We start from the raw sequence: 14,440 nt of genomic DNA, 5'->3' as shown, positions 1-14,440 counted from the left end.
GAGGCCGCCACCATGACGACCATCGCCTCTGAGCGGCCCGCCGAGCGACCGGCCCGCCGCGTCACCCTGCGCACGGACCGGGAGCGCGCCCCGCGCTCCGAACGCCGGGCCGGGCTGCTGCTCAGCTCGCCCTTCCTCATCGTCTACCTGCTGTTCATGATCGGCCCGCTGGCGGTCGGCATCGTGGTCAGCTTCTTCAACACCACCACCGTCAAGAGCGGCCTCGGCGGCTGGGTGGGCCTGGCCAACTACCGCACGGTGCTACAGGACTCGCTCTTCTGGTCCGCGATGTGGCACTCGGTGCTCTTCACGCTGCTGACCACGCCGCTGCTGGTGGTGCTCGCCCTGGTCTTCGCCATCCTGGCCTCCCGGGTGCGGCGCGGCACCGTCTTCTACCGGCTGGCGTTCTTCGCGCCCTACGTGGTGCCGTCGTCGGTGGTCGTGCTGGTCTTCCTGTGGATGTACACCCCGCAGGTCGGGCTGATCCCCAAGCTCTTCAGTGCGGTCGGGCTCACCTCGCCGGACTTCATCGGCAGCACCTCGGGCGGCTGGACGGCCGTGGTGCTGATGACCCTGTGGTGGACGTTCGGCTTCAACTTCGTCCTGTACACCGCGGGCATCCAGGACGTGCCCACCGAGGTGTACGAGGCCGCCGCCATCGACGGCGCGAGCCCGTGGCAGCAGATCCGCTACCTGACGGTGCCGCTGCTCAGCCGCACCACCAGCCTGGTGCTCATCCTCCAGATCCTGGCCTCGCTGAAGGTGTTCGACCAGATCTACCTGCTGCTGGGCGGCGGACCGAACCAGTCGACCCGCCCGGTCATCGAGTACATCTACGACACCGGCTTCACCTCGTACCGCGGTGGTTACGGCGCCGCCGCCACCATGGTCTATTTCGTCATCATCGTCGCGATCTCGGCGGCCTGGTACGCGCTGCGGCACTACCGGACCGCCGCCGCCGAACGGGCCGCCGAACAGCCGGCACCGCGGGCCGAACGGAGGACCTCATGACCACCCTTGCCCCCGTACAGCGGCGCCGCCGCTCCCCCGGGCCGACCGCGATCGCCGGCCACGCCAACGGCGCGAAGCTCTTCAACCGGCTGTGCACGGTGTGCGTGACGCTGTTCGCGCTGGTCTGGCTGGTGCCGCTGGTGTGGGCGCTGATCACCTCGCTCCGCTCGGACGGGTCGATCACCGCCAAGCCCACCTCGCCCTTCGCGGGCGGCTGGTCCTTCCACGCCTACTCCTACGCGTGGGACAACTACCCGATCGGCTACTGGTACCTCAACAGCCTGGTGATCGCGACGCTCGCGGTCGTCTTCACCGTGACGCTGTGCTCGATGGCCGCCTTCGCGCTGGCGCTGCTGCGCTTCCCCGGGCGCAACGCGGTGATGGCGCTGATCGTCGCCGGGCTGATGCTGCCCACCGAGGGGCTGGTGCTGCCGCAGTTCATCGAGTACCGCTCGCTGCACCTGCTGGGCACCTACTGGGCGCTGGTGCTGCCGTCGGTCGCCGCCCCGGTGTCGGTCTTCGTCTTCCACTCCTTCTTCCAGGGCATCCCGACACCGCTGATCGAGGCGGCGCGGCTGGACGGGGCGAGCTGGTGGCGGGTCTACTGGTCGGTCTGCCTGCCGATCTCCCGCCCGGCGGTGGCCACGGTCGCCATCCTCACCTTCATCAGTTCCTGGAACTCCTTCCTGTGGCCGCTGCTGGTGCTCAGCCAGACCAAGTCCCAGACGGTGCCGGTGGGTCTGGCGTCGCTGGTCAACCCGAGCAACATCCAGTACGCGGAGGTGATGGCGTCCTCGGTGCTCGGCTTCCTGCCCCTGATCGCGGTCTTCCTGATCTTCCAGCGGCAGATCGTGCAGGGCGTCGCGACCACCGGGCTGAAGTAATACGGCGGCATACACACGTACCCACCGCGGTGCGCGCGGGCGGAGCGCCCCGGCGTGGATTCCACGCCGGGGCGCTCCGCTCGAAGCGCGCTCGAACCGCCGTGAATTGTCCGGGAACCTCGCATTGACGAATACCCGCTACTGTGGTCCGCGTGTCCGGGAAAACCCCGGCCGCCCATTCCGCCGCCCGCCGCCCGGCCCCGGCGCGCAGTTGCCCCCACCCGCCCGGCGGGCGGGGGTGGCGTTCGGTCTTTCTGTCGAAGAGATCCGGACAGCCGCGCCCCCGGTGAAGCGCCCTGATCGGCGTCATCGCGAGCACAAGTCCCCCACAACAGGACCACACCGCACATCATTTGAGCTCTTTGACCGCTTTGTCACATTTGCCGCTTTGTTACGCTGTCCCATGGTCTTGAAGGACACTCCGCCCTGATAGGCATGCTGGGGGTAGCAAATGAAGATCGGCATTCTCGGTCCGCTCTTTGTGCAGCCGGACGGCGTCTGTATGACGCCGAGCGCACCGAAACTGCGCAAGGTGCTGTCGATGCTGGTCGTCTATTCAGGACAGGTCGTTCCGGTGTCGTCCCTCATGGCGGAACTCTGGGACGAGAATCCACCGAACAGCTGTCTCACCACCGTACAGACCTACATTCTCAGCCTCCGCAAACTCTTCGCGTCGGGCACCGGCCTGTCCAGCGCGCAGGTGGCGCGGGAGATCCTGCGCACCGAGTCCGGCGGCTACCGCTTCGTCGCCGGCTCCGCGGAACTGGACATCGAACGGTACAACTCGCTCGCGGTGGCCGGCCGCCGCTCGCTCGACGCCGGCGACGACCGCACCGGCAGCCGCCAACTCGGCGAGGCCCTGCGGCTGTGGCGCGGCCCGGCGCTGACCGGCGTCCCGGTCGGCCGCCTGCTGGAGGCCGACCGCTACCGCCTGGAGGAGTCCCGGCTCGTGGTGCACGAGTACTGGGTGGACACCCAACTCCGGCTCGGCGGCTACCGCGACGTGCTCGCGAGCCTGGCCGGCCTCACCGTCGAGCACCCCCTGCACGAGAACCTCCACATGCAGTACATGAAGGCGCTGTTCCTCAACGGGCGGCGCGGCCAGGCGCTGGAGGTCTTCCACCGGCTGCGCCGCAACCTGGTGAGCGAACTGGGCCTGGAGCCCGGGGGCCCCGCCCAGCGCCTCCAGCGGGCGATCCTCACGGAGGACCCGGACATCGCGCGCGCCGCCTGGACCGCGTGAGGCTCCGGCCCGCCCCTGAGGGTCCGCGGCGCAGCCGGGGCGCGGGCCTCAGGGGGCGGGCGGGGGCGGCGGGGACCAGCGGCGGGCGATGGCGGCGAGTTCGCGGGCCGCGCCGGAGAAGTCCTGGCCGGTGCGGCGCGCCACCCGCAGCGTACGGGTCAGGTCCAGCCCGTCCACCGGCACCGCGACCAGGGTGCCCGCCGCGAGGTCGCGCTCGACGGCGAGCGAGCTGAGCACCGCGGGCGCGACCCCCTCGGCCACCGCCGTCTTGATCGCCGTGGTCGAGGAGACCTCGATCACCGGCGCCGCGAGCCGGCGGCCGGATACGGCCCGCAGCGCGCGCTCCAGGTACAGCCGGGTGCCCGACCCGTGCTCCCGGCTGACCAGCGAGGTCGCGGCCAGCTCGTCGGGGGTGAGGGCGTCCTGCGGGCGGCGCCGGGCCCAGGGGTGCCCGGGGTGCACCACCACCTTCAGCTCGTCCCGCCCGACCGGGTCCGCGGTGATGCCGCGCGGCACCGCCGGGCCCTCCACGAACCCGATGGCCGCCGCGCCGCCGAGCACCGCCGCGGCCACCTCGTCGGAGTTCCCGGTGGTCAGGGCCACCGCGGTGCCCTCCACCGCCTGGTGGAAGCGGACCAGCCAGTGCGGCAGCAGGTACTCGGCGATGGTCATGCTCGCGGCCACCGGCAGCCGCGCCTCGGCGGTCAGGTGCAGCGAGGTCAGTCCCGCCTCCAGGGCCGCGGCCGCGTCGAGCGCGGTGCGCGCCCAGTCCGCGACCAGGGCGCCCTGCGCGGTCAGCCGGGACCCCTGCGGCGAGCGCTCCAGCAGCGTGACGCCCGTACGCCGCTCCAGGTACCTGATCCGGGAACTGGCCGCGGGCTGGCTGATGCCGTGCTCGCGCGCGGCGGCGCCCAGGCTGCCCAGCCGCGCCACGGACAGCAGCAGGTCGAACGGGCCCAGGTCGCGCACCCGGCTGGTCAGGGGCATAAGCCCAGTCTATGGCGCCATGCCGTACTGCTCCCTACCCGCGGCGCCGGACCGGCCGGAGGGTGGAGGGCATGACCTCTTCGCTCGCCGCACCGCCGCGCCCCGGCGGCGCCCGGTCCGCACGCCGCCTCCCGTGGGGGCTGCTGCGCGAACTCGACCGCCCCGCCGACCTGTTCCGGCACCTGGGCCCCAACTGGTACGCCTCGGTCATGGGCACCGGCATCACCGCGAACGCGGCGGCGACCCTGCCCGTCCACGCGCCCGGGCTGCGGACGGCGGCCACCGTCGTCTGGGCGCTGGCCGCCTTCCTGCTCGTCGCGCTCACCGCCGCATGGGCCGTGCACGCCACCCGGCACCGCGACCGGGCGAGGGCGCACGCCCACCACCCGGTGATGGCGCACTTCTGGGGCGCCCCGGCGATGGCGCTGCTCACCGTGGGCGCGGGCACCCTCTCCCTCGGCCAGGACCGGATCGGCGCCCACCCGGCCCTCGTCGTCGACGCCGTGCTGTGGACGGCGGGCACCGCGCTCGGGCTGGTCACCGCGGTGTGGATTCCGTACCGGATGATGACCGGCGGCGAGACGGCCGCCGACGGCGCGTTCGGCGGCTGGCTGATGCCGGTGGTGCCGCCGATGGTCTCGGCCGCGACCGGCGCCGCGCTCGTCCCCCACCTCGCGCCCGGCCAGGGCCGGTTGACGATGCTGCTGGGCTGCTACGCGATGTTCGGCATCAGCCTGTTCGCGAGCGTGGTGATCATCACCCAGGTCTGGGCGCGGCTGATGCACCACTCCGTCGGCCCGGCCGCCATGGTCCCCACCCTGTGGATCGTGCTCGGCCCGCTCGGCCAGTCCGTCACCGCCGCCAACCTGCTCGGCGGTGCCGCCCACCTCGCCCTGCCGCGCCCGTACGCCGGCGCGGCCGAGGCGTTCGGCTTCCTCTACGGCGTGCCCGCCTGGGGCTTCGCCATGATGTGGCTGGCGCTGGCGGCGAGCCTCACCCTGCGCACCGCCCGCCGCGGCCTGCCCTTCTCGCTGACCTGGTGGAGCTTCACCTTCCCGGTCGGCACCTGCGTCACCGGCACCAGCGCCCTCGCGGTGCACCTCGGCTCGACGCCGTTGAAGGCGGTCGCCGTCGCGCTCTACGGCTTCCTCGTCGCCGCCTGGCTCACCGTGGGCGCCCGGACCGCCGCGGGCAGCGCCCGCGGCGGTCTCTTCCGCGCCGCCCCGACCCGGTGACGGGCCACCGACGCGGTGCGGGACCGCCGGCTCAGTGGCGGCCGAACGCCTCGCGCACCGAGCCGCCGACGACCGCGCACCATGTGCTCAGGTCCGCCTTGCCGTTCGGGGCGAGGCCGTGCAGGCGCTGCATGCCCCGCACCGCCCGCACCGTGGCGGCGTCGTAGGTGCCGCTGACGGCCACGTCGCCGTACCCCTTGCGGCTGAGCATCAACTGGAGTGCGCTGACCGGCAGTCCGGTGGAGTGCCGGTCCAGGCACGGGGCGAGCGCCTCCCAGGTGGCGGCGTCGAAGGTGCAGTCCGCGGTGACGGGGATGCCGTGCGTGGTCTGGAAGTCGGCGACCGCGTCGTTCATGTCGAGGCCGAAGTCGCCGTCGGTGGCGAGGGAGTAGCCGGCGGCGTCCAGCAGGTACTGCGCCACCTCGACCACCGGTCCGTCGACGAACCGCCAGATGTCGGGCCAGCGGCGGGCGGGTATCAGCGCGTGCGGGGTGCCCAGGGCCCGCAGCACCCGCGCGCGCACCATCGGGAACTGGGCGTAGAAGGCGATCCCGGGGCAGTCGGTCAGGTAGAAGTCCCAGTGCCCGAAGATGTCCCAGGCGTTCAGGCCGAACTTGCGGCAGACCGCGGCGCACAGCTCGACCAGCGAGTCCAGCAGCGCGTCGGGCGGCGTCTGCGTGATGTACGTGCCCTCGTTCTCGATACCGATCGCGTTGCCGTTCTCGCCCGGGCAGTGCGCGGCGACCACCTGGTGCTCGCCCGCCTCCAGCGTCGACAGGCTCTGGTGCCGGCCCTCCAGGACGTAGCCGCCGCGGCTGACCGTGAAGTGCTGGCCGGTGTCCGCCCAGCCGTTGGTGTCCATGTGCAGGTTCTGGCAGTCCTTGGCCAGCTGGATCGCGTGGTCGCGCGAGTAGTCGGTGACGTTCGGGAACGCCATGTGGTGCAGGATGATCTTGTTGGTGGTGTTGCCGGTGATCTGGATCGGGCTCGACGGCGGACGGGCGCCCCAGGTGTCGCAGTCGATGATCCAGGGGAACTCGGCCGAGGGCGTCTCGGGCTCCGCGCCCTCCGCGTGCGCGCTGCCCGGGAAGGCCAACCCGGTGCCGACGACCGCGGCCACCGTCCCGCCCAGCCCGGCTCTGAACAGGGTGCGCCGGTCCACCTCGTGCGGTGTGCGCCGATCCGCCTCGTACGGTGTGCCCCGGTCTGCCCCGTGCCCTGCCTCGTGCTCGTGGACGCCCATGCGCTCTCCCCAGACGAACGCGGCGGCCTCTGCCGGCCGCCGACGGCAAGCGGAGACTATGCGGCCGGCTGACGCACCACCAGAAGCTCTTCGAGATCCTTGCGGCGGGCGCCGCAGGATGTCCCGGAAAGGCCGCTCATGCGGCGCTTCACACGAGGGCGCCGGGTCGTCGGGAGCGCGCCGATGAGCTGACGGTTTTATTATGTAGTGATGCGACTTGTGGCTTGGTGGGCGCTGATCTCGTCGAGCTGTGCCCCTGTGGTGTTGGTCGTGGGCTTCACGACGGCGACCTTGCTGGAGGAGCCGGGGTACAACCCGGTGACGCAGACGATCAGCGTGCTGGCGGCCGGTAACCACCGCGGTTACCTGGTGCTGACCGGCACGCTGGTCGCCGTCGGGAGCTGCTACATGGCGACCGCCTGGGGCCTGCACGCCGCCAAGCTCACCGGGCGGCTGTGCCTGGCCGGGGGCGGGCTGGCCGCGATCCTGCTGACGGTCTTCCCCGCGCCGCGCACGGGGGGCTCGCTGTCGCACGGCGCCGTCGTCGGCGTCGGCTTCACCCTGCTGGCCCTGTGGCCGGTCTTCGCCACCCGCCGCGGCCGCCGCGCGCCGTGGGGGCTGCGGCCGGTGCCGTCGGTGGCGATGAGCGCGCTGATGTGGGCGGGCGCGGCCTGGTTCCTGGTCGAGGTGGAGATCGACGGCGCGGCGGGCGTCGCCGAGCGGGTCGTGACGTCGGTGCAGGCGCTGTGGCCGGTGGTCGTGGTGCTCTCCTGCGTGTGGCACGCCCGGCGCCATGGCCGCCCGCGCCCGGCGGTGGCCGCCGGACCGCGCACGCCGTAGCGTCGGCGGCCGCGGCCGGTGGACGGCCGGGTGGGGCCGGGTGGAGGACAGCACGACCGAACGGGCTGGTCAGAGCGGTCGCCGGCAGTGCTCTCCACCCTGGGGTTGACGGGGGAGGCCCGCAGATCTCCACCCGCGGATCAACCCGTGGGTTGGTCCGCCGGCGGGCTCCGATCGGCAGCATGGAGGTGTCTTCCTCCTCCTGCCGGTGCCTGTCGAAGGGCGGTCCCCTGTGAGTTCCCACGGTCTGGTCAACGTGGCCGTCGCCGCGGTCGTCCTGGTCTGGCTGGTGAGCCGCCAGCTGTCCACCAGGCCGCTGCGCGAGAAGTCCCGGGTCGGTCTCGTCCTGATCGTGGTGGGCGCCGTCGAGACCGTGTCGTTCACCGCCAAGCACCCGCTGCACGGCGGCGAGGTCGGGATAGCCGCGCTGAGCCTGGCCCTCGGCGTGGCGCTGGCCGCCGCCCGCGGCTTCACCGTCACGGTCTGGCGCGAGGGCACGGAGTACTTCCGCAAGGGGAACCTGGTCACCGCCGCGCTGTGGATAGCCGGCATCGGCCTCCACCTGCTGCTGGACGACCTGGCCGGCTCCGGCCTCGGCCCGGCCAGCATCCTGCTCTACGTCGGCGTGGTGCTCGCGGTGCAGAACGCCGTGCTGACGAGCCGCTCGCGCACGGCGGTGGCCCGATGACCGGCTTCCTCATACCTCGCGGCCCGGGTCGGCCGCCCCGCTCCGGCAGCTGCCCGGCGGCCGGACGGTCCGGCCGCCGGACGGTGCGGGTCCGCTGACCCCGGTCCCGGTCAGCTCACCTCGCCCAGCACGGACCGCAGGAAGTCGAGCTGGTGGACGACCTGGTGCTGCCCGCCGCCCTCGTGGCGGTTGTAGGGCCAGACGCGGATGTCCTTCGGCCCCGCGTAGTGGTTGTGGGCGGCGAAGACCGTGGAGGGCGGGCAGATGTCGTCCATCAGGCCGACCGCGAAGAGCGCGGGCGCGGTGGCCCGGGCGGCGAAGTTGACGCCGTCGAAGTAGGAAAGGGTGGTGAACACCTGCTCCACCTGGTCGCGATGGGTGCGCAGGTAGGTCCAGATCTCCCGGTAGGCGTTGCCCTCCACGACGGACAGTGCCCGGCGGTAGTGGCACAGCGAGGGCTGGTCGATGACCGCGGCCCGGACCCCGTCGGCGAGGGCGGCCGCGGCCAGCGCGATGCCCCCGCCCTGGCTGCCGCCGGCCAGCACGATGCGTTCCCGGTCGACAGCCGGGTGGGCGCGGGCGGCGTCCACCGCGCGGACCGCGTCGGTGAACACCCGCCGGTAGTAGTAGTCCTCCGGGCGCTGGATGCCTCGGGTGACCATGCCGGGCGAGGAGGACCCGGCGCTGCCGTGCGGGTCACCGGTCGCGCCGGGCTGGAGCGATCCGCCCTGCCCGCGGGTGTCCATCAGCAGGTGCGCATAGCCCGCGGCGGGCCAGGTCAGCCACTCGTAGGGAAAGCCGCGCCCGCCGCCGTAGCCGAGGTAGCCGACCACGCAGGGCCGGGGGGTACGGGCGGCGGCGGGCACCAGCAGCCAGCCCGCCACCGGGTCGCCGTTGTAGCCGGGGAAGCGCACATCGTAGACGCGCACCTCGCTGAGCCGGGCGTCGTGGGGCGTGAACTCGGCCGGGCGGTCGTGGCTGCGGGCCTCGGCGAGCGTCGCGGCCCAGAAGGCGTCGAAGTCCGCGGGTTCCTGCCGGTCCGGCAGGTAGGCGCGCAGTTGGTCGAGCGGCAGGTCGGTCTCGGGCACGGGGCGGTCCTCCTGCGGGGGCGGGTGCGTTGGTCGGAGTACGGCGGACGGGCTACGGCGGGCGGAAGCCGGCGGTCAGGGCCGGGCGGGCGCCCGGTGGGCGCCGTCCAGGGTGAGGCTGTCGGGGGCGGAGACCTCGACCCGGCCGGCGGCGTCGAGCCGTACGGACAGCGGGCCGCCCGCCACCCGCAGGCCGGTGACGTGCAGCGGACCGAACGCCCCGGCGGCCGCGGGGTCGACGCGCAGCCGGCCGCCGGGCACGTCCGCGGCCAGCCCGAGGGCGGCCTGCACCAGCAGCACACCGGCGGCGGCCGACCAGGCCTGGGGGCGGCAGGCGGCGGGGTAGGGGGCGGGGGCCTCGTCGTAGGCGCTGCCGTGCCCGCCGTACAGCTCCGGCAGGCGGGCCTCGAAGCCGGCGGAGGCGGCGACCAGGCCCTTGGCGAGCGGCACCGCCTGATCCGGGAAACCGGCCCTGACCAGGCCGTGCACCGCTATCGCCGTGTCGTGCGGCCAGACGGAGCCGACGTGGTAGCCGAGCGGGTTGAAGCCGGCGTTGCGGCTGCTGAGGGTGCGTAGCCCGAAGCCGCAGTCGAGGTCGGGCCCGGCCAGCCGGGCGGCGAGCAGCGCGCTCTCCTCGCGGTCGAGCAGCCCGGTGCCGAGCAGGTGCCCGAAGGCGGAGGTGGCGGAGTCGACCGGGCGCTTGTCGGCGTCGAGGGCGACCGCGGGGTAGCGGCCGAGCGCGTCGGAGACCCAGAAGCTCTCCCGGAAGCGGCGCCGTACGGTGGCGGCCCACTCCTCCCAGCGGTCCGCGCCGGGGCGGTCGAAGGCACGCAGCAGGGCGGCGCCGGCGGTGGCGGCCTCGTAGGCGTACGCCTGGACCTCGCACAGGGCGATGGGGGGTGCGGCGAGCCGGCCGTCGCGCCAGCGGATGGAGTCGCCGGAGTCCTTCCAGCCCTGGTTGGCCAGGCCGCTGCCGGTGCTGTCGACGTACTCCAGCAGACCGTCGCCGTCGGCGTCGCCGTGGCGGGCCAGCCACTCCAGCCCGGCTTCGGCGTGCGGCAGCAGTGCGGCGACCTCGTGGTCGGGCATGCCCCAGCGCCAGGCGTCGTGCAGCAGCGTGATCCACAGCGGGGTGGCGTCCACGGTGCCGTAGTAGACGGCGGGCAGCGCGCGGGAGTCGGCCAGCCGCAGCGCCTCGCGGCGCACCTCGTGCAGGATCTTGCCGGGCTGCTCCTCGGTGTGCGGGTCGGTGCGGGTGCCCTGGCGGCGGGCCAGGGTGCGCAGGGTGCCCGCGGCCAGTTCGGTGCCGAGCGGCAGCAGCATGCGGGCGGCCCACAGCGAGTCGCGCCCGAAGAGGGTGAGGAACCAGGGCGCCCCGGCGGCCAGGAAGGCGTCGCCGGGGTGGTCCGGGTCGGTGAGCAGCAGCCGCTCCAGGTCGCCGACGGAACGGGCCACCAGGGCGTCCAGCCGCTGGTCGGCGAAGGTGACCGAGGGCCGGGGCCAGTCCACGCTGCCGGCGGCGGGCGCCGGGAAGAGCACGGGCCGCGGGTCCCGCACGGTGCACTCGAGGTCGGCCTGCCAGGAGGTGCCGGGGGCGAGTTCCAGGCGGTAGCGCAGCTCGCCGTCCGCGGGCCGGAGGGCCGGGGCGGCGGCGTGGGTGACGGGAACGGCCGCCTGGGTGACCGGCTCGGCGGCCGGGCCGGCCGGCGGGTCCTGCGCGAGGCCGGCGGCCGGCAGCGGGCGCAGCACGACGCGCAGGCCGTCCTCGTCGTGCCAGGTCAGGCCGGTGGCCGCGGCGTTCGCGGCTGCCGCGGCGGCCTCGGCGCTGTCAGGTGTGCCGGTGCCGCCGGGAAGGCCGGAACCGCCGCGGCCACCGGGGTCGCGGGGCTCGGAGGGAGCAGGGTGCTCGGGGGGTCCGGAGGGCTCGGCGGGGGCCGCCGCCGCGGGCCGCAGCCGCGGGAAGCGGCCGCTCTTGACGTCGTCCATCCGTGCCAGGTCGGTGCCCGCGGCCACCACCATGGTCAGCGAGACGTGCAGCGCACCGGAGTTCGTGACCCGCAGCGTCTCCCGCAACCGACCGGGCGTCAAGCGCCGGACCCGGTGGAGTGTGACGGCCGGGTCGGCCGTGCTCTCGCCGACGCCGCGCAGCACCGCGCGGTAGGCGGTCTCGTCGGCCGCCCGCAGGGTGTGCCCGACCGGCGCCAGCAGCACCGGCACGGCGCCCGAGCCCGCGCCCCCGCCCGAGCCCTCACCTGAGTCCTCGCCTGCGCCGCCGGTGCCGCCCGCGCCGCCCGCGCCGCCGGTCTCGAAGCGCACCTCCAGCCGGGACAGCGCGCGCCGGTCGCCGTGGAAGAAGCCGTCCGCCCCGCCCGCCAGGTCACCGCTGCGCCGGGACAGCGCCAGGCTCGGCGCGTACACGGTCGTGCAGGCGTCGTGCAGGAACGGCTGGAGCCCTTCCGCTGGGTCTGCGGAGGCGGGGGTGTCGGCGCCGGTGCGCCCCTGGACAGCCATGTTCACGGTGCGGTGCCTCTCGTCGTGGCGACGGTGGGGTCAAGAGGGTCGATGCGTGGTCCGCATCCTCGGATCGAACCTTTGGATCGAACCTTTGGATCGAACCTTTGGATCGATCAAATCGCACCTTACCCCTTGCCAACCAGCACCAGAAGGGGATTTTATCGTTCCACCAAACGCAGCGACGCGTGGAAAACGCGCTGCCGCGGAAGCTCGGACGATGAGGGAGGCCGTAGGTGGCGCGTGGCAAAGCCGCAGGTGGCGGTGGGGGCAAGCCGGTGACGCTGGCCATGGTGGCGCAGCGGGCCGGGGTGTCGGCGCAGACCGTTTCCAATGCGCTCAACTCCCCCGACCTGCTCGCGGGCGAGACCCTGGAGCGGGTCCGCCGGGCCATCGCGGACCTGGACTACCGGCCGAGCCAGGCCGCCCGCTCGCTGCGCACCCGCTCCAGCCGGCTGATCGGCTACGGCGTCGCCCCGACCCCGCCGAGCATCTCCACTTCCGTGCTCGACCGCTTCCTGCACGCGCTGTCCGACTCCGCGGACTCCGCCGGCTACCGGGTGCTGCTCTTCGCCGCACCGGTCGGCGCCGACGACGAGCAGGAGCGCTACGACCAACTGCTGCGCGACCACTCGGTGGACGCGTTCGTGCTCAGCAACACCTACCGCGGCGACCGGCGCCCGGCGTGGCTGGCCAGGCGGGAGATCCCGTTCGTGGCCTTCGGCCGGTCCTGGTCGGCCCGCGACATCGGCGACTGGGTCGACGTCGACGGCGCGCACGGCACCGCCGAGGCGGTGGACCACCTGGTCGCGGCGGGCCATCGCCGGATCGGGTTGCTCGGCTGGCCGCGCGGCTCCGGCTCCGGCGACGACCGGGCGCGCGGCTGGCGCGAGGCCATGGAGCGGCACGGGCTGCCGGTGCGCGGCCTGCGGCAGGCCGCCGAGGACGACGCGACGGCGGCCCAGCAGGCCGTGGCGCCGCTGCTGGACGGCGGCAACGCCGTCACCGCCGTGGTCGCGGTCAGCGACACCCTCGCGCTGGGCGTCTACCGGGCGCTGCGCGAGCGCGGCCGCACGCCCGGCACCGACGTGGCGGTGGTCGGCTTCGACGACTCGCCGGCGGCCGCGCTGCTCTCGCCGAGCCTGAGCAGCCTGCACCAGCCGCTGGAGGAGGTCGGCCGGGCCTGTACCCGGCTGCTGGTCCACCGGATCGAGCACCCGAAGGCCGAGCCGCAGCGGCTGCTGCTCCCCCCGGAGCTGGTGGTCCGGGAGAGCTCCGCCCCGCACCCCGGGCCACCCGCCCACCCGCACCCGGCCTGACCGGCACCGCCCTCCACCCGGTCTGACCGGCACCGCCCCCACCCGGCCTGACCGGCCCCCGTCTTCCGCACCCGCCCGCCACTATCGGCGCCTCCCCTTCGGAGTGATGATGAACGTACGCAGAGCCGCCCCCGTCGCCTTGTGCGGCGCCCTCCTGCTGGCCGGTTGCTCGTCGAATTTCGGCAGCGACTCCAGCAGCAAGCAGGACAGCGGGGGCAAGCAACACCTCACCGTGATGATCGGCTCGTCCGGTGACGCCGAGACCAACGCCGTGAAGGCCGCGGCCGCCGCGTGGGCGAAGCAGACCGGCAACACCGTCACGGTCACCGCGGCCCAGAACCTCGACCAGCAGCTCGGCCAGGCGCTGGCGGGCGGCAAGCCGCCGGACGTCTTCTACGTCGGCTCCAGCACCTTCGCCAACTACGCGAAGGGCAACTCGCTGTACGCGTACGGCGACCAGCTGTCGTACCAGGACGACTTCTCCGACTCGCTGCGCAAGTCCTTCTCCTACGGCGGCAAGTTCGTCTGCGCGCCCAAGGACACCTCCACGCTGGCCCTCGCGGTCAACACCAGGATGTGGAAGGCGGCCGGCCTGACCGCGGCGGACTACCCCACCACCTGGGACCAGCTGGAGAAGGTCGCCAAGAAGCTCACCACCGCCAAGACGACCGGCCTGGTGGTCGACGCCTCCTACAACGAACTGGGCGTCTTCATGAAGCAGGCCGGGGGCTGGATCACCAACGCCGGGCAGACCGAGGTGACCGCGGACAGCGCCGCGAACGTGCAGGCGCTGACCTACGTCAAGAAGCTGCTGAAGGAGGGTGCGCTGAAGTTCCCCAAGCAGGTCGACACCGGCTGGGGCGGTGAGGCGCTGGGCACCCAGAAGGCCGCGATGACCATCGAGGGCAACTGGCTCACCGGCGCGATGAGTTCGGACTACCCGTCGGTCGACTACAAGGTGCTGTCGCTGCCCGAGGGGCCGGCGGGCAAGGGCACCCTGTCGTTCAGCACCTGCTGGGGCATCGCCAACAAGAGCGCCCACCACGCCGCGGCGGTCTCGCTGGTGAAGGCGTTCACCGCGGTGCCGCAAGAGCTGACCTTCGCCGGCGCCTACGGTGTGCTGCCCTCCCGGACCAGCGCGCTCGCCTCCTACAGCGCGAAGTACCCGGCCGACAAGGCGTTCGCCGACGGCGCCTCCTACGGGCAGGGGCCGGTGACGATCCCCGGGTTCACCAAGGTGCTGACGCAGTTCGACACCGATCTGAGCGGGCTGGCGAGCGCCGACCCGAAGACGATCCTGGCGAGCTTGCAGAAGAACGGCGCGGCGGCGCTGAAGTCGGCCGGCTGACGCGGGCGGCGAACGGTTCGTGGGACCGGTGGCACCCGGCCAG

The 14,440-nt window shown here is 73.5% G+C and carries 12 protein-coding genes; 8 read left to right on the top strand and 4 right to left on the bottom strand.

Annotated features, from left to right (window positions below; translation table 11 throughout):
- Positions 1–12 precede the first annotated feature (12 nt).
- The 3 genes from WA788_RS05335 (at position 13) to WA788_RS05325 (ending at position 3,138) form a co-directional block, all read left to right on the top strand.
- Positions 13–1,011: a carbohydrate ABC transporter permease gene (locus WA788_RS05335; RefSeq protein ID WP_335972119.1), complete on the top strand. Its 999-nt coding sequence runs from the start codon at positions 13–15 to the stop codon at positions 1,009–1,011.
- Positions 1,008–1,895: a carbohydrate ABC transporter permease gene (locus tag WA788_RS05330; protein ID WP_335972118.1), complete on the top strand. Its 888-nt coding sequence runs from the start codon at positions 1,008–1,010 to the stop codon at positions 1,893–1,895. The genes WA788_RS05335 and WA788_RS05330 overlap by 4 nt, the downstream gene beginning before the upstream one ends.
- 502 nt (positions 1,896–2,397) lie before the next feature.
- Complete coding sequence (locus tag WA788_RS05325) at positions 2,398–3,138, top strand: AfsR/SARP family transcriptional regulator (protein ID WP_335972117.1); 741 nt, start codon at positions 2,398–2,400, stop codon at positions 3,136–3,138.
- Between the two features lie 48 nt (positions 3,139–3,186).
- Here WA788_RS05325 and WA788_RS05320 read toward each other — a convergent pair whose 3' ends face one another.
- Entirely contained in the window at positions 3,187–4,125 is a 939-nt protein-coding gene (locus WA788_RS05320) for a LysR family transcriptional regulator (RefSeq protein WP_335972115.1), read from the bottom strand.
- A gap of 71 nt (positions 4,126–4,196) precedes the next feature.
- Between WA788_RS05320 and WA788_RS05315 the strand changes: the two genes are divergently transcribed.
- Positions 4,197–5,360: a TDT family transporter gene (locus WA788_RS05315; RefSeq protein ID WP_335972113.1), complete on the top strand. Its 1,164-nt coding sequence runs from the start codon at positions 4,197–4,199 to the stop codon at positions 5,358–5,360.
- Between the two features lie 31 nt (positions 5,361–5,391).
- Here the strand turns inward: WA788_RS05315 and WA788_RS05310 are convergent, their stop codons facing one another.
- Positions 5,392–6,603 carry a peptidoglycan recognition protein family protein gene (locus tag WA788_RS05310; protein ID WP_335972111.1) on the bottom strand — a complete coding sequence of 404 codons (1,212 nt, stop codon included), beginning with the start codon at positions 6,601–6,603 and terminating at the stop codon, positions 5,392–5,394.
- Between the two features lie 210 nt (positions 6,604–6,813).
- On the opposite strand from WA788_RS05310, the gene WA788_RS05305 reads away from it, so the two are divergent.
- Both WA788_RS05305 and WA788_RS05300 read left to right on the top strand, forming a co-directional pair.
- Positions 6,814–7,443, top strand: coding sequence for a DUF998 domain-containing protein (locus WA788_RS05305; RefSeq protein WP_335972109.1), 630 nt, complete (start codon positions 6,814–6,816; stop codon positions 7,441–7,443).
- 232 nt (positions 7,444–7,675) lie between these two features.
- On the top strand, positions 7,676–8,131 hold the full coding sequence (locus WA788_RS05300; protein ID WP_335972107.1) for a hypothetical protein: 456 nt from the start codon (positions 7,676–7,678) through the stop codon (positions 8,129–8,131).
- 110 nt (positions 8,132–8,241) lie between these two features.
- On the opposite strand, the gene WA788_RS05295 is transcribed toward WA788_RS05300, so the two are convergent.
- Together WA788_RS05295 and WA788_RS05290 are read right to left on the bottom strand one after the other, a co-directional pair.
- Positions 8,242–9,219 (bottom strand): acetylxylan esterase, encoded by a 978-nt coding sequence (locus tag WA788_RS05295; RefSeq protein WP_335972105.1) that lies wholly within the window; start codon positions 9,217–9,219, stop codon positions 8,242–8,244.
- Positions 9,220–9,294: 75 nt separating this feature from the next.
- Positions 9,295–11,730 (bottom strand): glycogen debranching N-terminal domain-containing protein, encoded by a 2,436-nt coding sequence (locus tag WA788_RS05290; protein ID WP_335972232.1) that lies wholly within the window; start codon positions 11,728–11,730, stop codon positions 9,295–9,297.
- A 236-nt stretch (positions 11,731–11,966) separates the two neighbouring features.
- On the opposite strand from WA788_RS05290, the gene WA788_RS05285 reads away from it, so the two are divergent.
- Positions 11,967–13,049, top strand: a complete 1,083-nt coding sequence (locus WA788_RS05285; protein ID WP_335972104.1) for a LacI family DNA-binding transcriptional regulator — start codon at positions 11,967–11,969, stop codon at positions 13,047–13,049.
- Between the two features lie 109 nt (positions 13,050–13,158).
- Positions 13,159–14,397: a sugar ABC transporter substrate-binding protein gene (locus tag WA788_RS05280; protein WP_335972102.1), complete on the top strand. Its 1,239-nt coding sequence runs from the start codon at positions 13,159–13,161 to the stop codon at positions 14,395–14,397.
- Positions 14,398–14,440: the final 43 nt, after the last annotated feature.

The organism is Streptomyces sp. CA2R106, from assembly GCF_037034245.1.
Classification (GTDB): Bacteria; Actinomycetota; Actinomycetes; order Streptomycetales; family Streptomycetaceae; genus Actinacidiphila.
This window is presented reverse-complemented; position numbering and strand designations above follow the sequence as displayed.